Annotated in this window: 18 protein-coding genes and 8 tRNA genes; 25 read left to right on the forward strand and 1 reads right to left on the reverse strand. The window is 43.9% G+C overall.

The features are described from left to right. Nucleotides 1-51: 51 nt before the first annotated feature. Nucleotides 52-303 (forward strand): PepSY domain-containing protein, encoded by a 252-nt coding sequence (locus NIE88_RS05740; RefSeq protein WP_253060112.1) that lies wholly within the window; start codon nt 52-54, stop codon nt 301-303. Nucleotides 304-358: 55 nt separating this feature from the next. Here NIE88_RS05740 and NIE88_RS05745 read toward each other — a convergent pair whose 3' ends face one another. After that, nucleotides 359-1,348, reverse strand: a complete 990-nt coding sequence (locus tag NIE88_RS05745) for a DMT family transporter (protein WP_253060114.1) — start codon at nt 1,346-1,348, stop codon at nt 359-361. A gap of 467 nt (nt 1,349-1,815) precedes the next feature. Between NIE88_RS05745 and NIE88_RS05750 the strand changes: the two genes are divergently transcribed. The 24 genes from NIE88_RS05750 to NIE88_RS05860 all read left to right on the forward strand — a co-directional run bounded on the left by NIE88_RS05750 (nt 1,816) and on the right by NIE88_RS05860 (nt 19,179). Further along, nucleotides 1,816-2,241: a universal stress protein gene (locus NIE88_RS05750; protein ID WP_253060116.1), complete on the forward strand. Its 426-nt coding sequence runs from the start codon at nt 1,816-1,818 to the stop codon at nt 2,239-2,241. A gap of 133 nt (nt 2,242-2,374) precedes the next feature. Continuing rightward, nucleotides 2,375-3,193 carry an AAC(3) family N-acetyltransferase gene (locus tag NIE88_RS05755; protein ID WP_253060118.1) on the forward strand — a complete coding sequence of 273 codons (819 nt, stop codon included), beginning with the start codon at nt 2,375-2,377 and terminating at the stop codon, nt 3,191-3,193. Between the two features lie 661 nt (nt 3,194-3,854). Next, on the forward strand, nt 3,855-3,983 hold the full coding sequence (locus tag NIE88_RS22350) for a hypothetical protein (protein WP_290446328.1): 129 nt from the start codon (nt 3,855-3,857) through the stop codon (nt 3,981-3,983). Between the two features lie 247 nt (nt 3,984-4,230). Next, nucleotides 4,231-5,058 (forward strand): M15 family metallopeptidase, encoded by an 828-nt coding sequence (locus NIE88_RS05760; RefSeq protein WP_253060120.1) that lies wholly within the window; start codon nt 4,231-4,233, stop codon nt 5,056-5,058. A 73-nt stretch (nt 5,059-5,131) separates the two neighbouring features. Then, on the forward strand, nt 5,132-5,290 hold the full coding sequence (locus NIE88_RS05765; protein ID WP_253060122.1) for a hypothetical protein: 159 nt from the start codon (nt 5,132-5,134) through the stop codon (nt 5,288-5,290). Nucleotides 5,291-5,790: 500 nt separating this feature from the next. Next, nucleotides 5,791-5,862: transfer RNA gene (locus tag NIE88_RS05770), tRNA-Glu, on the forward strand. Nucleotides 5,863-5,866: 4 nt separating this feature from the next. Next, a tRNA-Val gene (locus NIE88_RS05775) sits at nt 5,867-5,939 on the forward strand. A gap of 4 nt (nt 5,940-5,943) precedes the next feature. Beyond that, nucleotides 5,944-6,019, forward strand: a tRNA-Thr gene (locus NIE88_RS05780). Between the two features lie 23 nt (nt 6,020-6,042). Then, a tRNA-Tyr gene (locus NIE88_RS05785) sits at nt 6,043-6,127 on the forward strand. A 21-nt stretch (nt 6,128-6,148) separates the two neighbouring features. Continuing rightward, nucleotides 6,149-6,221, forward strand: a tRNA-Lys gene (locus NIE88_RS05790). A gap of 25 nt (nt 6,222-6,246) precedes the next feature. Then, nucleotides 6,247-6,332 (forward strand) — tRNA-Leu (locus tag NIE88_RS05795). Between the two features lie 29 nt (nt 6,333-6,361). After that, a tRNA-Gly gene (locus NIE88_RS05800) sits at nt 6,362-6,436 on the forward strand. Between the two features lie 5 nt (nt 6,437-6,441). Continuing rightward, a tRNA-Ala gene (locus tag NIE88_RS05805) sits at nt 6,442-6,514 on the forward strand. A 183-nt stretch (nt 6,515-6,697) separates the two neighbouring features. Next, entirely contained in the window at nt 6,698-8,215 is a 1,518-nt protein-coding gene (locus tag NIE88_RS05810; RefSeq protein ID WP_253060124.1) for a PTS sugar transporter subunit IIC, read from the forward strand. Nucleotides 8,216-8,395: 180 nt separating this feature from the next. Continuing rightward, nucleotides 8,396-9,871 carry a histidine ammonia-lyase gene (gene hutH / locus NIE88_RS05815; RefSeq protein WP_253060126.1) on the forward strand — a complete coding sequence of 492 codons (1,476 nt, stop codon included), beginning with the start codon at nt 8,396-8,398 and terminating at the stop codon, nt 9,869-9,871. Nucleotides 9,872-9,912: 41 nt separating this feature from the next. After that, on the forward strand, nt 9,913-10,893 hold the full coding sequence (locus tag NIE88_RS05820) for an ABC transporter substrate-binding protein (RefSeq protein ID WP_253060128.1): 981 nt from the start codon (nt 9,913-9,915) through the stop codon (nt 10,891-10,893). A 134-nt stretch (nt 10,894-11,027) separates the two neighbouring features. Beyond that, nucleotides 11,028-11,789 (forward strand): ABC transporter permease, encoded by a 762-nt coding sequence (locus tag NIE88_RS05825; protein WP_253060130.1) that lies wholly within the window; start codon nt 11,028-11,030, stop codon nt 11,787-11,789. 44 nt (nt 11,790-11,833) lie between these two features. Beyond that, entirely contained in the window at nt 11,834-12,622 is a 789-nt protein-coding gene (locus tag NIE88_RS05830; RefSeq protein ID WP_253060132.1) for an ABC transporter ATP-binding protein, read from the forward strand. A gap of 18 nt (nt 12,623-12,640) precedes the next feature. Next, the gene (locus NIE88_RS05835; RefSeq protein WP_253060135.1) at nt 12,641-13,837 is read left to right on the forward strand and encodes a M20 family metallopeptidase; all 1,197 of its coding nucleotides are present in this window, start codon (nt 12,641-12,643) and stop codon (nt 13,835-13,837) included. Nucleotides 13,838-13,957: 120 nt separating this feature from the next. Next, a complete protein-coding gene (locus NIE88_RS05840) occupies nt 13,958-14,845 on the forward strand; it encodes a MurR/RpiR family transcriptional regulator (RefSeq protein WP_253060137.1) in 888 nt (295 codons plus the stop codon). A 51-nt stretch (nt 14,846-14,896) separates the two neighbouring features. Beyond that, nucleotides 14,897-16,177, forward strand: a complete 1,281-nt coding sequence (locus NIE88_RS05845; RefSeq protein WP_253060139.1) for a hydantoinase/carbamoylase family amidase — start codon at nt 14,897-14,899, stop codon at nt 16,175-16,177. A 1-nt stretch (nt 16,178) separates the two neighbouring features. Further along, nucleotides 16,179-17,522, forward strand: a complete 1,344-nt coding sequence (locus tag NIE88_RS05850) for an amidohydrolase family protein (protein ID WP_253060141.1) — start codon at nt 16,179-16,181, stop codon at nt 17,520-17,522. Nucleotides 17,523-17,569: 47 nt separating this feature from the next. After that, nucleotides 17,570-18,775 (forward strand): aconitase X catalytic domain-containing protein, encoded by a 1,206-nt coding sequence (locus NIE88_RS05855; protein WP_253060143.1) that lies wholly within the window; start codon nt 17,570-17,572, stop codon nt 18,773-18,775. Next, the gene (locus NIE88_RS05860) at nt 18,772-19,179 is read left to right on the forward strand and encodes an aconitase X swivel domain-containing protein (RefSeq protein WP_253060145.1); all 408 of its coding nucleotides are present in this window, start codon (nt 18,772-18,774) and stop codon (nt 19,177-19,179) included. Before NIE88_RS05855 ends, NIE88_RS05860 begins: the two co-directional genes overlap by 4 nt. Nucleotides 19,180-19,183 lie beyond the last annotated feature (4 nt).

Raw genomic sequence — 19,183 nt, forward strand, 5'->3', positions numbered from 1 at the left:
ACTCTACATCATATCTTAGAGAGGCGGAAGCGATGAGGAGGTCGATTTCTTATGTATGGCAATAATCCCGCAAATGGAAATGCGAATCAATACGCGAATGGCGATCGACAGCGGATTACGGCACAACAGGCGGCGGAGATCGCTGTAGCCAGAATTTCCGGCCAAATTATCCATGTTGATCTGGAATTAGATAATCATCTGTTGAAATACGAGGTGTATGTGCTGACTGATCAGGGCGTTGTTTACGAGGTGGAAATTGCCTCGAAGGATGGTCGGATTTTAAGCGTTGAAATGGAAGATTGAGTATAAAAAAAGATGTCGGCCCGTAAAAATGGGTCGGCATCTTTTTTAGAAATGCTTATCGGACATGTGCCGTACTTGCGCCGGTGACGGTCTTGAGCCGCGATTTCTTCTCAAGTTTTGCTTGACGATTGTCGGAGATCAGCTCAACGCATGATCCGGCGAGGATCAGTACGATGCCTGACAGAACATTCAGCGTGATGGCTTCGCCAAGAATGAATAAAGCGAGAATCGGAGCCAGAGCCGGTTTAATGAAGAAAACCAAAGAGGCGGTTGATGCCGATGTTGCCTCCATGGCGAGAAAATAGAAACTGAACCCGAGTCCGGTGACAAATACGCCCAAATAAATAAGCGCCGGAAACGTGCTCCATGAAATGCCCTGAAGTACCGGAATGCTGGCAAACTGGCTGAGACCCGCGCCTTGCAGCCAGTTGGCAACGAACCCGATTTTGGTAATCAGAATTAAGACGAGCAGTTCTATGCTTCCAGTTAAGAAACTAAAGCTGCTCTGAACAATGCCGTCAAAACCGTATTTCAGACTACCCTTGCGGCCAATGATGCCATACAGCGCGAAGGTCACTGCCGCAATCAACGACAAAGTGATGCCGGTGACATTCGTCAAATTCTTCGGATTGACGATACAAATCATGCCGATTAAGCTGATAATCAGCGACACAACGGAAAGCTTCGTCAGTTTTTCCTTCAAGAAGAAGTAAGCAAATGGAATGACGAAGACAGCGTTGCAGCTAAAGAGTATGGCAACGATTGACGCCTTCGAATAGACAATGGCCATTTGAAAGAAAGTCATACTGACCACAACGCACATAAATCCCGAAAATAGGAAGTAGAGCAGCTTGCTTCTATCAAGCGTAAACCCGCTTCCTTTTAAATGACGGAGGGCAAGCGGCGCTAAAATAATCGATCCGATTAAAAAACGTAAAAAGTTCAATTGCATTGGGTTAAACTCGGTAGCCACCAGCTTGATGGCGATTTCCATCGTGCTAAAGAACAATGTAGAGAAAGCAATAAAAATTAAACCTTTTTTCATGATAAAACCTCGATTTCTCACCATATTTTTAACACTATTAAGAAAGAATAGTGTAAGGCAACTCAAGCTCAGTCCACGCCGAAGGCTAGACTTTGTCAAGTTTACTTTAGGTGATCTGATCGCTTTACTAAGAGCCGCGAAAGACCGGCATGCACAGGACGGAATGAAAACGATACCAATTAATACTTGCTGCGTTTGTTTCTTCACATACTAATATAACGCAGATATGAGAAAATGGTAAGCGAAGAATGCAAAAAGGGGCACCTGATTATTAGCTAGAACCACCCTGTCACACTTTTTTAAATGAAGAAATTTGTGGTAAACTATAAGGGGCAGGGAATGTTCAAGAACCGGGTGACCGTGTTATCTATATGATGAAGGTTCATGGTCGCTTTCCAAAGAGCGGCACATCGATTCCCTCTTTTTGAGCAGCTCTGCGTCTAAATGTGAGAGGGGCGGTGACCGGTATGTTATTCTCGAAAATTCTGGTTTCCTACGATGATTCTGATCTGGCAAAGAAAGCGCTGCAAAGAGCAGCAGATCTGGCACGGCTCGATGAAAGTACGGATCTGGACGTATTAAATGTAGTGACGGTTCCAACGAATCAATTTATCGTTGGAGATGTTTACCGCGAGGTTCGTGAGTCAACACTCAAGTATGGACAGGAAGTGGTAAGCCGGACCGAGAGCGTTCTTGACACACTTCCGAATGCGACACATACATTCGTGAAAGAGGGACAGCCGGTTCGGACAATTCTTGACTTCGCAAACCAGAACGGCTACGACCTCATTGTGATCGGCAGCCGAGGTTTGAGCGGGGTCAAAGAATTCCTTGGGAGCGTCAGCCACGGAGTTGTTCAACGTTCGACTGTTCCTGTATTGATCGTTAAATAATTGGTTACCATTGTTTTAGAAACGAATAGAGGCTCATCTTAAAGAGAGACACTCCCTATGGGAATTTCTGGCAGAGGGAGTGTTTTTTCATGTTGCAAAGAAAAAAAGTAACTTTAAAGGATGGTTATCGGTCATGTCTGAATCGGAAGTCATTCAGCAAAGCAAGGTTGCGGTCACGCGTTCAATGCTGATCAGGGATTTGCGGAAAATTGGTTTGGATGCCGGAATGACCGTTATCGTTCATTCTTCTCTGAGTCGGATGGGATGGGTATGCGGCGGCTCTGTAACGCTCATCATGGCGCTTCAAGAAGTATTAACAAGCGCAGGTACACTTGTTATGCCAGCCCATAGCGCTGATGTATCGGACCCGGCGGATTGGGAGAGTCCTCCGGTTCCTTCAACTTGGTTTCACAGCATTTATCAGGAGATGCCGGCGTTTGATCCGCGCCGGACGCCGACGTTCGGGATGGGGAAGGTCGCAGAGACTTTTCGCTCGTTTCCGGGTGTACGCCGCAGCAATCACCCGATCTATTCATTTACCGCTTGGGGAGAGGGCCACGACGTTATCCTTGCGCATCATTCGCTTGACGACGGATTAGGAACGGAATCTCCGCTTGGAAAAATATATGAACGAGATGGTTATGTGCTGCTGCTTGGCGTCGGCTATGGTAATAATACGTCAATGCATCTTGGCGAATATATGTCTGGTAGGCTCGAAAGGGTCAAGCGGTCAAGCCCTGTGCGTATAAAAGGACACCGGCAATGGGTGAAGTACCAAGACGGAGAGTACCATGAGGAAGCTTTTGAGGTAATCGGCAAAGCGTTCGAAGCAAGTCATCCCGAAGCAGCCGCATTGCACGTGAACCACGTCGGTCAGGCACCGTCTCGTCTTTTGTCACAACGAGCGATTGTCGATTTTACGGCGGACTATATAAAGAAAAATGCTGACTGAATGGGAGCGGAAATTCGATGAATGTGTCGGATTTCCGTTTTTTTATAAGATAAGAAAGTTTAGCATTTGGCCTGTTGATACAACGATAAGGTCATAAGACTCAGTTGGGCGATCAGGTAAGCGCCCAATCTGCGAAATAACCGGAAAATTCCGCTTAATTCGAAAATGAATGAAAAAATCGCTTAAATAAACGAAGAAATTCCGCTTATCAAATCGAAAAACGTGAAAATGGAGGGTTTTTCTTTGAATAAGCGGAAAAATTACCCTTATTTACCCGTGAAAGAAGCGCCATGATGCATATAACCGGAACATCTCCGTTTATTTTAATTTTACTTCGTTACTTAATGAAGAACCAAAGTGATTTATGAAATAAAAATATCTGTTCAAGACTGATGATTCAAAACCGCATTTGGAGCGAAACGTCCTGTGAAAGTACGTCCTGCACGCAACGCGAAAGCTACGGCATCCTGCAGAAGTAAGGACTGGGCGCTTTTTGCCCGGGTTTTCTTAATAAAAAATAAGATCGAGAATTAGCGATATCACCTAAGACCTGGTCGAACTCGGTTTTTCTTTACATGATCTTAAAAAAGACATCATATCTTCTTAATAGGAATGTCCTATGATTAAATTAATAAAAGGAATGATTGAGGAGATGAAAATCATGGATTTTAAACAATCGGATGATTTTTCCCAAAACGAAGCAACCGTCAAGCTGAATCGTAAATTATTGCTTACCAACATTGCCTTGGCGTTGTCTATTATCATTAACGTAAAGCTTTTCCTTGGCTGATTTTATATACTTCAGGACGTACCCCTGTAAATTACTTGCAGAATCCAACATTGGATCTGTTTTTTATTGTCTGCGAAACATTCCATCGCATGTTATGGACCTCCTTCGTTCCATATTTTTCTATATCCCTTGATATTTCAGCCTCATTTCGAATACATTAATAGGTGTACATATAAAATTCGACACCATTCCACATGAATCACTTCTTTCAACTTTTAATCAAATACAATAATGGAGCGTTAATCTATTGAATAAAAAAATCTATGCTGCAGGTGCGATGGCAGCTTTATTAGGGCTGTCTGCATGCGGGCAGCTGCCATGGACGCATCAATCGGAACCGGATTCAGTGCAGCAGCAAAAACAAAAATCATCCTCATCTCAGGACGGGACCCCGAAAAAAAACAGCGATGCGAATTCATCGAAGAATAGGGTATCCGCGATGAACCAAAACGGTGTGCACGTTGTTGCCGATCCTGAGAGTACGCTTGTTTTGGTCAATAAATATTTCCAACTTCCGGACAATTATGTACCGAAAGACCTTGTTGATCTTGATGTCCCATTTACTTTTTCAGGGAAGTCGGAAAAGAAGAAAATGCGTGCTGTGGCAGCAAATCCGTTAAAAGAAATGTTCACAGCGGCGAAACAGGACGGCGTGCAGCTGGCAGGCGTGTCAGCCTACCGCTCGCATAAAACGCAAGTTGCCTTGTTTAATTATTATGTCCGGCGGGATGGAGAGAAGAAGGCATTGAAATACAGCGCGCGTCCAGGCACAAGTGAACATGAGACAGGACTCGCGATCGATGTCTCCGGAATTAATGGAAAGTACGCAGCCACGCAGGAATTTGGCAAAACGCCGGAGGCAGCCTGGCTGGCGAAGCATGCCCAGGATTATGGTTTTATTATCCGTTATCCTGAAGGTAAGGAGAACGTCACCGGATATGAGCATGAAGCATGGCATCTTCGTTATGTGGGCTTGCCCGCCGCGCAGAAAATGGTGGCTGATGATCAGACACTTGAGGAGTATTTGAATACTATCCCTGTTAGTAATAAATTGGTAAAGATTCGCGTTCATTGAATCAGGTTTAGCGGTTAAGCTATGTATGTCCGGATCGAAAGGACAAAATCCTTAATGGTGGTGGACAAAACTGATGAAACAAGGAAACGGAATCATGCCGCTGATCGCATCGATCGGCATCGGTGCGGCTTGCTATCAGATGATGAAGCCGAACAATAAGGTCGGTCATGCCGTAAAAGGCAGAATGGACAAAATGATGCATCAGAAACAAATGTTTCCTGAGAACAACTGACTCAATGAAAAAGGAATCCCATAAATAAGTGGATTCCTTTTTCACTTAAGAAAATGTATCGTTCTGTAGAAAATTGTCTGTTTAATGATCTGTTTCATATGAGCAAGTCTTGAGCCAGATCAATGCACGAAAGGTGAGATCCATGCAGGAACGCAAGATAAATCAATGCAGAAGATCTGATGTGATCGGATTTTGTTTCTGTTGAGCAGGTACTGAAGAATAAAAAAACAGATTTTGTGTCATGATGAAGACACAGAAAAAGAGCAAATGATGAACACAAACAGAGAAGATCAGTAAACGGAAAACCATGAATCCGTTTCGATAAAGGAATAGTCAGGCTCGCTTGCGGTTTTTCTGAACGTTTTCTTTTCTAAAAAGAATTTGAAATATTGACTTTGATATACTGATAAATAGTCTGAATAAAATGGCTTCTTATTTTTGCTTTACAAGGAATAGTATTCTGTATATAATAAAAAACGTCGATTGCGACGGACAAGCATGGCCCGTTCGTCAAGTGGTTAAGACACCACCCTTTCACGGTGGGTTCATGGGTTCGAATCCCGTACGGGTCACTTTGGAGGATTAGCTCAGCTGGGAGAGCGTCTGCCTTACAAGCAGAGGGTCATAGGTTCGAGCCCTATATCCTCCACTCCGCCGGTCTAGCTCAATTGGTAGAGCAACTGACTTGTAATCAGTAGGTTGGGGGTTCAAGTCCTCTGACCGGCACCATTAGATTTACGCTTTTATTCTCTGGAGGGATAGCGAAGAGGCTAAACGCGACGGACTGTAAATCCGTTCCCAACGGGTTCGAAGGTTCGAATCCTTCTCCCTCCACCATAATTCATTAATTTGTGTTGTGGGCCATTAGCTCAGTTGGTAGAGCATCTGACTCTTAATCAGAGGGTCGAAGGTTCGAGACCTTCATGGCCCATTATTATTTTTTAAAATTTAGTTTTGCGGGTGTGGCGGAATTGGCAGACGCGCTAGATTCAGGTTCTAGTGTCCTTTACGGGGCGTGGAGGTTCAAGTCCTCTCATCCGCATTTAATTAATTTTTATATTTGTTTGCTTTGCGGAAGTAGTTCAGTGATAGAACATCACCTTGCCATGGTGGGGGTCGCGGGTTTGAATCCCGTCTTCCGCTCCATTTATGGGGCCTTAGCTCAGCTGGGAGAGCGCCTGCTTTGCACGCAGGAGGTCAGCGGTTCGATCCCGCTAGGCTCCATCAAAGGAATACATACAGAAAAAGGAATTTTTGCCGGAGAGCAAAGATTCCTTTTTGTGTTATTGTTAAGAAATAAAATCTGTTTGATTGTTACAAGGTTTACTCTCAGCCGCTCCTATTGTTTCTCTGCTAATTATTGTTTATGATCGAAAATAAATCATAGTGCGAGAAAGGTGGGCGATGATGAAAAAACTTGCAGTTATTGGCAGCAGTGGAGGGAATTTATTTTATCTGGGCGGAAATCAGCCGCTCAATTTATTAGAAGAACTTGACCAACAATGCAAGCAAAACGGTTGTTGTTTAACGGCTGTGCAGTACATCGGTGCTGAAGAATCGCTGGATCAAAATAAATCTGAGATACGGGCAGCACTCTACACGCTGAAAAACGGGCAGATCATAGTGGGAAATCATGCGCGTCTGGAGCACATCAATAAGGAAGCAAAGTGTTCAGATGAAGAAATCGCGAAAAATATCAGAAATGGACAGATAGATGGCCTTATTTTAATTAGTGCTGATCCTTTAGGAGTCAATAGCTCGGCTGTAAAGGCTGCCATTGAAAAAATGATCCCGATCGTCGGTACAGGAGGTACGTCAATGGCATGGGTCGAATCAATCGGTGGCCATGTGGTTGGCTCTTCGGGAACCACCGGTACAACCAATCGAACACGCGCGCGTACCTTGATTTCATATCTGTGTTCTTATTGGAAAATGAGAACTCAGTCTGCTCACATTCAATGGAAGAATCTCAAACTGACGGGTATCTTAACAGCAGGTTTGCCGGCATTCATTGCTTTATCAATTGTTTATGCGGTTGCCGAACATTTTCCCATTTATGAAACGTCTCAATTGCTTCAACTGGCAATTATGTGCATTCCCGTCCTACTTGCCATGTTCTCTGCAAAGCAAATCAGTGATTTAAATGAAGTGACACTGATTGCTGCTTTGCTGGCCGGTCTTTTTGCAAGCAGCTCTGGTGTATTGGGTGGAATTGTGGCGGGGTTAGCTGCGGGTGTTTTCGCTCAATATTTACTTGATATCTGCATCCGCTGGAAAGTACCGATTACGACAAGTAATTTAATTGCCGGTGCTCTATCAGGATTAATTCCCGGTACAATCATTAATCTTGTGTTCGCGCCATTCCTATCTCTTGTACAAAATGGACTTGTTCAATTCATTGAAATGATTGTCAATTGGAACGGTTGGCTTGTTGGCGCGCTTTCCGGCATGCTCATCTGGCTGTCTCTATTGAAAAAGGGATATCATGCGCTTATCCTGCCGCTTATCTTAATCGAAATCGCTCAGACGGGTACTAGTTTTTTCGGTGCTATTGATCTGATTTGTTTGGTGGCGATTGCGGCGGGCGTGAATGCCGCGATTTTTGTAACGATTCAACCGGATAGAATCGCAGCAAAAAAAGGATTGGTTATGAATGTATGTTATGGCACATTTGTGGAATCAATCTACCCGTATTTCAAAAACAAGGCGATCTTGATCAGTACAGTGATATCTGCCGGTTTTAGTGGAATGTTGGTTGGTTGGCTGAATCTGCGAGGAGTTGCTTATGTGCCGTTTGTGCTTGCTCCCTTTCTATCCAATTCTATGGTTAAGGTCCTGTTAGTTATGGTAATGGCGATGGTTTTTTCCTTTATTTGTGTTCTAATAATAGTGCAGGTGGAGAAAAGTGCACACATTGATGACTGAAAAGATTGTTTTGTCTAAAAATTCCGTTGACAATTGCTGCTATTCATGAATATAATTATTCACATAATCAATTTTATGAATTGAATGATTAATATGTGCATTTTAAATTATTAAAGGGAAGGAAGTGAATGACTTATATTATTTGTAATTTCAGAAAAATAAGTTAAGGAGAAAAAATAGGTGACTATTTATTTGAATGGTGCATCATTAGACTTTGCCCAGATTGATAAAATAATCAATCATCATGAGCCCGTCGCGCTTGATCAAAAAGCACTTCCAAAAATTATGTCAAGTAGGCAGGCGGTTGAACGGCATATTTTGGCCGGGGATGTAATTTATGGTATTAATACAGGATTCGGAAAATTCAGTGATCGATTGATTCCAAATCGTGATGTTGAGACGTTACAGGTTCATTTACTTAGAAGTCATGCATGTGCCGTTGGTGAGGCTTTTTCGGAGCTGGTGGTGCGTTTGATGCTCTTGTTGAGAGCCAATGCGCTTGCCAAAGGGTATTCGGGTGTCCGACCGGAAATTATTCAGGCCTTAATTGATTGCCTGAATAAAGGAGTCATTCCGGTTGTCCCAAGCCAGGGTTCTTTAGGCGCAAGTGGCGATCTGGCTCCTCTGGCCCACCTTGCGCTTATACTTATCGGTGAAGGGAAAGCTGTCTATAAGGAGAAAAAGTTATCCGGTGCCGACGCATTAAACGCCGCCGGGCTATCTCCCATTCATTTGAAGGCTAAAGAAGGTTTGGCGCTTATTAATGGAACTCAGGCGATGACGGCTGCGGGCTGCGCGGCGTTCATGGATATGACTCGGTTAACGGCGGCTGCAGATCGAACGGCAGCATTAACCTTTGAGACACTGCGTGGTGTGGAAGAAGCATTTTGGAGTGAGTCTCACCAGGTTCGATCTTTTCCCGAACAGATTCAGGTAGCGCAGACGATGATGGGTTATTTAAAAGGAAGCGAATTAACGACACATCAGGGAGAACTTCGCGTACAGGATGCCTATTCACTCCGCTGTATCCCGCAAGTACATGGCGCGATCCAGCGGGTATTGAATCGTGTCCGGGAGGATTTGCTGATTGAAATAAATGCGGCGACAGATAATCCGTTGATCTTTGCGAACAGTGGTCATGTCATCTCGGGGGGGAACTTCCACGGCGAGCCGATTGCCTTTGCCATGGACTTTCTTGGAATTGCGACAGCAGAACTTGCCAATATTTCTGAACGACGTATTGAGCGTATGGTAAATCCACAATTGAATAACGGCTTACCTGCATTTCTCAGTGCAGAGCCGGGATTGCAGTCCGGGTTTATGATTACTCAGTATGTTGCCGCGTCACTTGTTTCAGAGAATAAAGTTCTGGCACATCCGGCTAGTGTTGATTCGATTCCATCGTCAGCGAATCAGGAGGATCATGTGAGCATGGGAACAACGGCTGCTCGAAAGGCCATGCAAATAATTGGTAATACACGAAAAGTTGTAGCTATCGAGGCACTTTGCGCTGCCCAGGCTGCTGATTTCCACGGCCCGGAACTTTTAGCAGCGGAAACATACGGTTTTTATCAAAAAATTCGTTCCTTGGTTCCTTTCATTGTGCAAGATCAGTCACTGTCAGCAAGTATTGAGAAGTTAGCAGAGGCAATCTAAATTTGCCTAAAAAAAATGGACAGCCCTAGGAGGAAAAAAGAATGAAAAAGACAATTGGATTGCTTGTCGCACTGTGCATGGTGTTTCTGATGTTAGCTGGTTGTTCGAGTTCAAGTCAAAGTGGAGGAGATTCGGGTAAAAAGTCTATAGATATCAAAATGGGAACCGAGGCATGGATTGGGTACGGTCCTTGGTGGATCGCCGATAAAGCCGGAATTTTCAAGAAGAACGGCATTAATATTAATATCATCATGTTCAAACAGGATTCGGACATCAACGCCGCTTTTGCTTCGGATAAAATTCAATTTGCGAACATTGCTTCACATACAGCGATGAAAATGAAAGCAAACAACGATTTGAACTTAAAGGGTGTTGTTTTTCTAGATGAATCAAAAACGGCAGACGCAATGATTACCAAGAGTAAATACAAAAGTCTTGATTCTCTTAAAGGAAAGAAAATTGCTTATGAAGAAGGGACAACTTCCGACCTTCTGTTCCGCCAGGCGGTGAAAAGTGCCGGATTGTCGATGAATGATTTTAAAGTAGTCTACATGGCCGCTTCTGACGCGGGACTTGCACTTATCTCTAACAAAGTAGATGCCGCAGTTACTTATGAGCCGTATATTTCCACAATTATAAAAAAAGATAAATCCGTACACCGTATCTATTCCGGCGAAGATTCACCTGGCTTAATCAGTGACATGACGGTTGCCAAATCAAATTATCTAAGCAAAAATCCAAAAGTTAAAGCTACATTGCAAAAAGTTTGGGATGAAGCATTGGATTATTGGAAAGAACATCCTGAGGAAGGGAATAAAATTGTGGCTGAAGCATCCGGTACCTCGACCGATGAACTGCCTACTATTCTTGATGGAATTAAGTTTTTTACGCTTGATGAGCAAAAAGAGGACGCCGATTCTGGAAATTTAAATAAAGGGCTCTCTAATATTAAAGAAATTCTTAAAGGACAGAAACAGTTAAAAAAAGAAATTGATGTTGAGGAATTAATTGATATTAAGTGAATGCATACCGGGCGGTTTTCAAAAACAGCAATACTGTGAAAACAGTCCATGTCAGGCATAAAAAAATGAGAATCTTTGCAGAAAAGCGGCACAGGGCATGTTGTGGACATGCCCTGTGTCTTTGGAGGGACATCATGCGATTTAAACTAATATCAGTTTCGGGAATTATTCTTGTTCTTGCTGTCTGGTCGTTTGTTACTTATACGGGAATGGTAGGCAGCCTCTTTTTGCCAACACCGACAGCAGTTATTCTTGAAGCGAAAAAGCAGGTTGAAGATGGCATTTTCTTTCAAGATATATGGATCAGTTTCTACAGAATTTTAATTGGTTTTTTGCTTGCAACACTTTTTGCACTCCCGATTGGCGTGATGATGGGGACATCGAAAACATGGAAAGCTTTTTGGGAACCGATTGTCGGGTTTGTACGTTACATGCCCGTTGTAGCGTTCATTCCGATGTCTATTCTCTGGTTTGGCACAAGCGATATGCAGAAATTTTTCATTATTTTTTTCGGTGTTTTCTTTCAACAGGTCATTATGGTGGCTGACAACTGTAAAACTGTAAAGAAATCTGTGGTTGAAGTCGGTTTGACTCTCGGACTCAATCGATTTGAAGTGATTAAAGATATTGTGGTCAAAGCAGCGATGCCAAGTATCTGGGATACGCTGAGAACTGTGTGGGGATGGGCTTGGACCTATCTTGTTGTTGCTGAATTAGTTGCGGCCACGAGCGGTCTGGGCTTCAGAATTATGCAGGCACAACGCTATTTATCAACCGAAACCATCATTCTTGGTATTTTAACCATTGGCTTATTGGGGCTGATCACAGACACTATTTTCGGCTTACTGGCAAAAGTGATGTTCCCATGGCATGAAAAGGAAAAGATAAATAATTAAGAATCGGAATCTGGATCCATTCATCAAAAATTTGGAGGAAAACCATGAACGAACATCTATTGACTGCAACGAACATTAATAGAATTTTTGTAAGCAAACAGCGTTCATTCACCGCACTTGATAATATTAATCTAACGATTGGCAATCATGAATTTGTTTCTTTGCTGGGTCCCTCGGGATGTGGAAAATCTACTTTTCTGCGCTTGGTAGCCGGCCTTGACAGTGCGTCTTCCGGATCGTTGCAAATGAATGGGAACAACCTCGACAAACCTGGGCGCGACCGGGGTGTTGTTTTCCAGCAATATAGTTTGCTCCCATGGCTCCTTGCCTGGCAAAACGTGGCTTTTGCGCTTAAAAAAGAAAAGAACATGCGCGCTGCTGAGAAAAAAGAACTTGCTTATCATTTTTTGGATCTTGTGGGACTAAACGGGTTTGAAGAGATTTATCCGTCACAGATGTCCGGTGGTATGCAGCAGCGTGTTGCCATTGCCAGAGCCCTGGTCATTAAACCGCCACTTTTGCTGATGGATGAACCATTCGGTGCGCTTGATGCGCAAACACGGCGTGATATGCAGGATCTTTTGGTTACTATTTTTAAAGAAACCCGTTCGAGCGTTCTGTTTGTGACGCACGATGTTGATGAAGCGGTCTATTTATCTGACCGTGTTTATGTCATGGCTACTAATCCGGGTAGAATTGCAAAACAAATCGATATCCATTTGTCCGCCGATAAAGATTGGAGTATTCAATTATCTGAACCGTTTATTACCTATAAAAAAGAAATTCTGATGGAGTTGAAGAAGCAGAAAAAAAACGTACATCACTCTAAATAAGGAAGGTGTTTCAGCGCAATGTTGACAAAGGAACAGCAACACGTGCTTTCCTGTCTTGATGAAAAAGGGTTGATTCGTTTTTTGCAGCGTCTTGTTCAGACAAACAGTGAAAATCCGCCGGGAAATGAACAAACCGTCGCTCAAATAATTGCTGATGAGCTGCATCATTCTGGAATTGATACAGTAAAACACACGGTTGAAGATGATCGATTTAATGTTATTGCCGTGCGGGAAGGAATGAGAAAAGAAAAACTATTATTTAACGGCCATATGGATACCGTATTATGCGGTGATGTTGAGCGATGGGACAATCCGCCCCTCAGTGGAAAGATTATTGGAAATAAGCTGTTCGGCAGAGGAACGGCTGATATGAAAGGTGGACTTGCCGCGCAAATTTTTGCGTTTAAGGCACTGGTTTGCAGCGGTATTCCATTTAAACGTGGCATGATGTTGACGGCGGTTGTTGATGAAGAAGTCGGGTTTAAAGGCACTCAGGCTTTAATTGATGACCATTGGATTGATGACTGTATCTATGGCGTGGTCGCTGAGCCTTCTTCTTTGCATATTGCCGACTGCTTGAAGGGCGGAATTGAATTTACACTTCGCGTGTACGGACGGAGCGCTCATACAGGAGTTGCGGCAACAGGGGACAATGCAATCATTTCAATGACCAGAATGATTGGCGCTATTGAAACTTACAGCAATCGTCTCAGGCGTCGGCATCATCCTATGCTTGGCAGTCCGACATGTAATATCGGACGAATAGAAGGTGGGTACGGTGTCACAGTGGTTCCGGAATTCTGTGATTTGGCTTTTGATCGTCAGCTGCTTCCAGGTGAACAAATTACCGAAGTTGAAAATGAAATGAAGGACCTGCTGTATCAAAAGGCGTCTGAACTCGGCATTCATATGGATTTAGTTCGGACGCTGAGCTTCCCGGGTTGGCAGCTTAGTCACGATGATGTTTTGACTCTTCTGTTGCATGAGACTCATAAACTGCTATATGGTCGCCCTGCAACATACACAGGATTTAACGGTTATTCAGAGGTGGAGTTGTTAGCTAGATATGGCTTGCCGTCACTTATATTCGGACCGGGAAATCTTGCTGCCGCACATGCGCCGAATGAATCTATTTCACTTGATGAGGTGATTGAGGCGGCGAGAGTGTATACGCTTTTGGGATACCAATTTGTCAGTAAATTGTCAAATGAATAAAATTTATAAAAACGCGTTGACAGTACTAATTTTCAAGAATATAATTATTCACAACAAAGTTATTGTGAATGGATTCATTCATAGAAATTGAAATTAAATAGATTTGGTACGGTGATAACTATGGATTTTAAGACGAACAGTAAGGACTTTCAGCAGCTGCTGGGGAAGATTGCCAGAGTGGCCCATGAATCGCCAACGTACGAAAAACTAGCCTATACGATTGAGAAAGGGTATAAGCATATTATTTTTATGACAGCATCAGAAGTCGCCGAACAGGCAGATGTAAGTCAAGGAAGCGTTTCGCGTTTCTGCATTGCATTGGGTTATAAAGGCTATAATGACTTTTTGCATCATCTACAACAGTTTGTCCGAAAGGAAATTACGGCACCTCAGCGGCTTCAGTTTACAACGCATTCAAATAAGAACATCTCAAACATCCTCAAGTTAGAGCATGAAAATATTGACGCACTGGAGCCGCTGCTTGAGCGTCCGGAGTATAAGCAGATGATTGATCAAATCATTCATGCTGATCAAGTCATTCTGTTATCTGCACGGATGTCGGCAACTTTATTGTCTTATACCTACTATATATTGAACAAAATACGAGCCAATGTTGTTCAAGTCACACCGGGAACCCCGGCGTGGGAAACACTGGAACTAATGGATCCGGCACGAGTGCACATTTTTTCGTTTGTCTTTCCAAGATATCCGAACCAGCTTCTTGAGAAATTAAAGAATTTGCACCATAAAGGATTTTCAATTTCTTCGATCACCGACAGTATTACATCACCTGTTTATGCGGTCGCTGATCCGGTACTGAGTGTTCCGATTACGACATCATCTATTTTCGATATTTACAGTACACCCATTCTCTTTTTAAATCTGCTGCTTCGAGAAGTAGCGACGGCCACGGATGGATTAGATAAACGAATGGCCGCATTGGAGTCTTTGGAGAAAAGGGATCAAATTTATTATGAAACGTATCATTATGACGCGACACTGGAATGAAAGAACGGTTAGCATAACGGACTCGCAGCGAAGTGAAAGGAGGGTGTCGATGTGACCTATGAATCATTGCAAAGTCTTCATCCAATCAGGATAAATGAACGACGAATTTCTGAACGGATACGTTGCCTGGCGAAATTTGGAATGAACAGGGAAGGGGGGATTGATCGATCACTCGGCAGCAAAGCCGATATTCAGGCAAGGGAATGGCTTAAGAACTTATGGAAAACAGAGCTGCAGGCGGCAGTTGCCGTTGATCCGGCCGCAAACCTGTGGGCTGAGCGCAAGGGAAAAGAAAAAATAAAACCGATTGTTTTAGGTTCTCATCATGACGCGGTTGCCAATGGTGGCAAATATGACGGAGCAGTTGGTGTGCTGCTTGCCACTGAGGTAGTTCAATCCTTAAAAGAAGCAAATTACAAGCTTCGCCATCCGATAAAAGTTGTCTCATTTTCGGCTGAAGAACCCAATCCGTATAATATTTCAACGCTGGGCAGTCGGCTTATCACCGGTGTTCTCGACAGTAAACAGGTTGGGGAAGCAACTCATGTCTACACACATGAAAAATTATCAGAAACTTTAAAAAGATTGGGGGGTGATGTGGGGAACGTGGCAAACCATCTGCTAACCAGCGATGATGTAGGCGCTTTTCTTGAATGTCATATCGAACAGGGCCGACACTTAACGGATCATGGTTTGTCGCTTGCCGTTGTTTCAAGCATTACCGGTATTTATCGTGAAGAAATTACGATCGATGGAGAGGCCAACCATGCAGGGACAACGATGATGGAGAATCGTCATGATGCATTGCTGGCGGGTGCAGAGTTAAGTCTGGCCGTTGAACAGGCGGTCATCGGGCAAGGACGATCCGATGTTGTGGGTACCGTAGGGCATTTTGAAATTTTCCCCAACTCGGCGAACATTATTCCGGGTCAGGCTCATTTGATTCTCGAAATGAGAACATCGAATGATCAAGTATTCAAGGAACTGCGGGCGCAGTTAGCGGATACGTGCACTGAAATCGAAAACAAAAGACAGATTATTATTAAGAGAAAGACTATTCTGGATCAAAAGGCTGTCCCTATGGATCCGCTGGTTCGGACGGCTTTACAACAATCGATTAAAGCATCCGGTGATTTTTATTTAGATTTGCCAAGCATGGCCGGGCATGATTCGGTGCATATGGTGCCGATTGCAAAGACAGGCATGCTGTTTGTTCCCAGTATTGAAGGAAAGAGCCACTGTCCGGAGGAAGAGACGAGGATTGAGGATATCGTTAAGGCAGGAAATGTGCTTATTCGAACAGTGATTGCACTGGATAAGGAGCTCGATTGATATGAAGCTGTACAAACCGTTTTTACTATTTGAAGAAGGTCTGTTTAAATCGGATCGAGCGCTTGTGACCGATGGAGGGAAAATAGTATCCATAGGCGCATGCGATGCGATGGTCGCGCAGTATCCCGATGCAGAAATGATTAGCTGGCCGGATGAAATTATTGTCCCCGGTACTGTCAATGCGCATAATCATTCCTTTCAAAGTCTGTTGCGCGGGCTGGCAGCGGATCGGCCGTTCCTGGAATGGCGCGATGAGGCACTCTATAAGTACTCGCCGTACTTGAAAGCAAAAGATGTATATACCGGGGCTGTATTTGCTTTTAGTGAGATGATGAAATGTGGCGCGACGACCGTCAGCGATTATTTTTATGTCCATAATGAGGGCATTGAAAGTGATGAAGCAGTCATTCAGGCGGCTAAAGATGTGGGGATTCGTTTTGTACTGGCGCGTACGATGTACGACTGGACCGGTGCCCCGGCAGGTTATGTTGAGACGATTGATGAGGCAGTTAAAAATGTAAAGTATTTAGCTGAAAAATATGATCATGATTCAATGGTTTCGATCGTACCAGCTCCGCACAGCTTGCATGCGGCATCCGTGGAGATGGTCAAGGCCGGTCATCGTCTTGCGCAGGAATTAGATTGTAAATTCCATATCCACGTTGCCGAAGAACCCTTTGAGGTGGATCAAGTGCTGCGCGATCATCATATGAGGCCGGTTGAGCTGCTTGATCAGATCGGCGTCATGGCGGATGGTCGAATGACTGCTATTCATTGTGTCTGGTTAGATAATCATGAAAAGCAACTGATGGCTCAAAATCATGCGTCGCTTGTCTACTGTCCATCCAGCAATATGTTCTTGGCGGATGGTATTACAGACATTCCCGCATTGATAGAAGGAGGCGTGACGATCGGACTAGGATCTGATGGCGCTTGCAGCAATAATCGGATCAGCGTTTTTGAAGAGATGCGAATGTGTGCCATGTTGCAAAAAGTGAGCAAGTTAGACTCGCTTGCGGTGAATTATCATCAGGCATTCACCATGGGAACGAAGGGTGGTGCGGAAATTTTACAACTACCGATTGGTGAGCTTAAAACAGGATTTAGTGCTGATTTTGTGGCATTGAATCAAAACGATCTTTCCATGCAGCCGATTTCGCATGCACATGAGCAGGTGCTTCCCAATATCGTCTACGCGATGCAGCCGACTGCTATTGATTATGTTGTGGTTAATGGAACGTGCACCGTTGATCACGGCAATTTGAAAACGCTGAATGAAGAACAAATCATCCATCAAGTTCAGAATCTTATGAATGGTATTGACAAAGAAGCTTCAAAACCATGAGCAACGAGATAAATATACAGAAAACACATTTTTGAGGAGGCGATTTCATGCAGCTGACCGTTGAAGAACAAGAAATGCTTGATGGGAAATACGGCAAGGGTACACAGATTGCGATGAAAATTCAGGTTGCACTCGGAGAAGTTTTTGATGCGCCGAAAATGGTCCCGGTCAGCCGGACACATGTAGCGCTGAGTAATCAGGAAGCCGACCTGTGGTTTGTTGAAAAACTCGTAAATGCGGGAGCAAGATGTAAAATATCTCCAACGGTGAACCCAGGTTTTAATTTGGAATATTTTCAATGCATTACGACCATTTCAAAAGAAGACGAGCAAACGATTCGCCGAACGAGACAGGCCTATAAAGATATAGGCGCAACACTAACTTTTGACTGTACTCCTTATCTTGAGAAAAATGTTCCTCGGTTTGGCGAAATTACTGCTTTTTCTGAATCAAGCGCAACACCATTTATTAATTCGGTGTATGGCGCAAGAACGAATCGCGAATCGGCACAAAGTGCGCTGTGTGCGGCGATTACAGGCAGAACACCGCTCTATGGATTCTTGCTTGACGAGAACCGGAAAGGGCAGGTACTTATTGATGTCCAAGCCGATGTGAAAAACGATTTCGATTATCAGTTGCTTGGCTATGCAGTGCCAAAGAAACTTCAATTCAAAACGCCGGTTTTTGTCAATCTGCCTACAGATCCCTCTCCCGCAGCATTGATGAATCTTGGTGCTCAACTCAACACGGCAGGTAATGTGCCCATGTATCATATTGTCGGAGTTACGCCTGAAGCACGAACAGTCGAAGAGGCTTTTCAAGGAGATGAACCTGAGCGAATCATCACGATTACACAAGAAGACTTGGATCAAGTACATTCGGAAATTACTGATCCGGTTGGAAAAATTGATTTTGCCTTATTTGGATGTCCGCACTTCAACCTGAATCAAGTGGCACAGGTGGCAGATCTTGTAAAGGGGAAGGAACTTAAGGTAAAGCTTTGGATTATGACTTCATCTCTGACGAAAGAACTTGCAACGCGAATGGGCTATCTTGAGACGCTGCAGGCAGCAGGTGGAGATATTGTTGATGATACCTGCATGGATCAGCCGTGCTGGGAATTTCTCTATGGGAAGAAGGGCGTTACGGACTCTCCGAAATGCGCTTATTACACAAAAAGACGGAATATGCAGTTTGTCATTCGAAAAGTAGAAGATTGCATTGAAGCTGCGATGAGAGGTGAAGTGTCATGAGTGAAACTTACGGATGTCATAAAGTATCTGAAGGTGTCATTGAGGGTGAAGTTCTGATCTCGACAGATGATTTCTGTTTTTATCTCGTTGATCCGAAAACGGGTGTTGTTATTGAAAAGAACCATTGCCTGGAAGGCCAGTCAATCGCAGATAAGATCCTTGTTTTTCCGAGTGGGAAGGGCAGTTCTGTTGTTCAGGCGGACGGAATGTATCAATTGAAAATGACGGGTAAGGGACCGAGGGCTTTAATTATCAAATACCCGGATACGGTGCTCGTAGCCAGTTCGATTATCATGGAGCTGCCTGTTGTCGATCGCGTGCCGAAAGATTTTTATGAGCAGGTTAAAAATGGTGACAAGCTCCGCGTTGATGCTGATCAGGGCATATTAATCATTCAATCCTGAACGG

It is taken from the genome of Sporolactobacillus shoreicorticis, assembly GCF_024125445.1.
In the GTDB taxonomy this organism is placed as follows: Bacteria; Bacillota; Bacilli; order Bacillales; family Sporolactobacillaceae; genus Sporolactobacillus; species Sporolactobacillus shoreicorticis.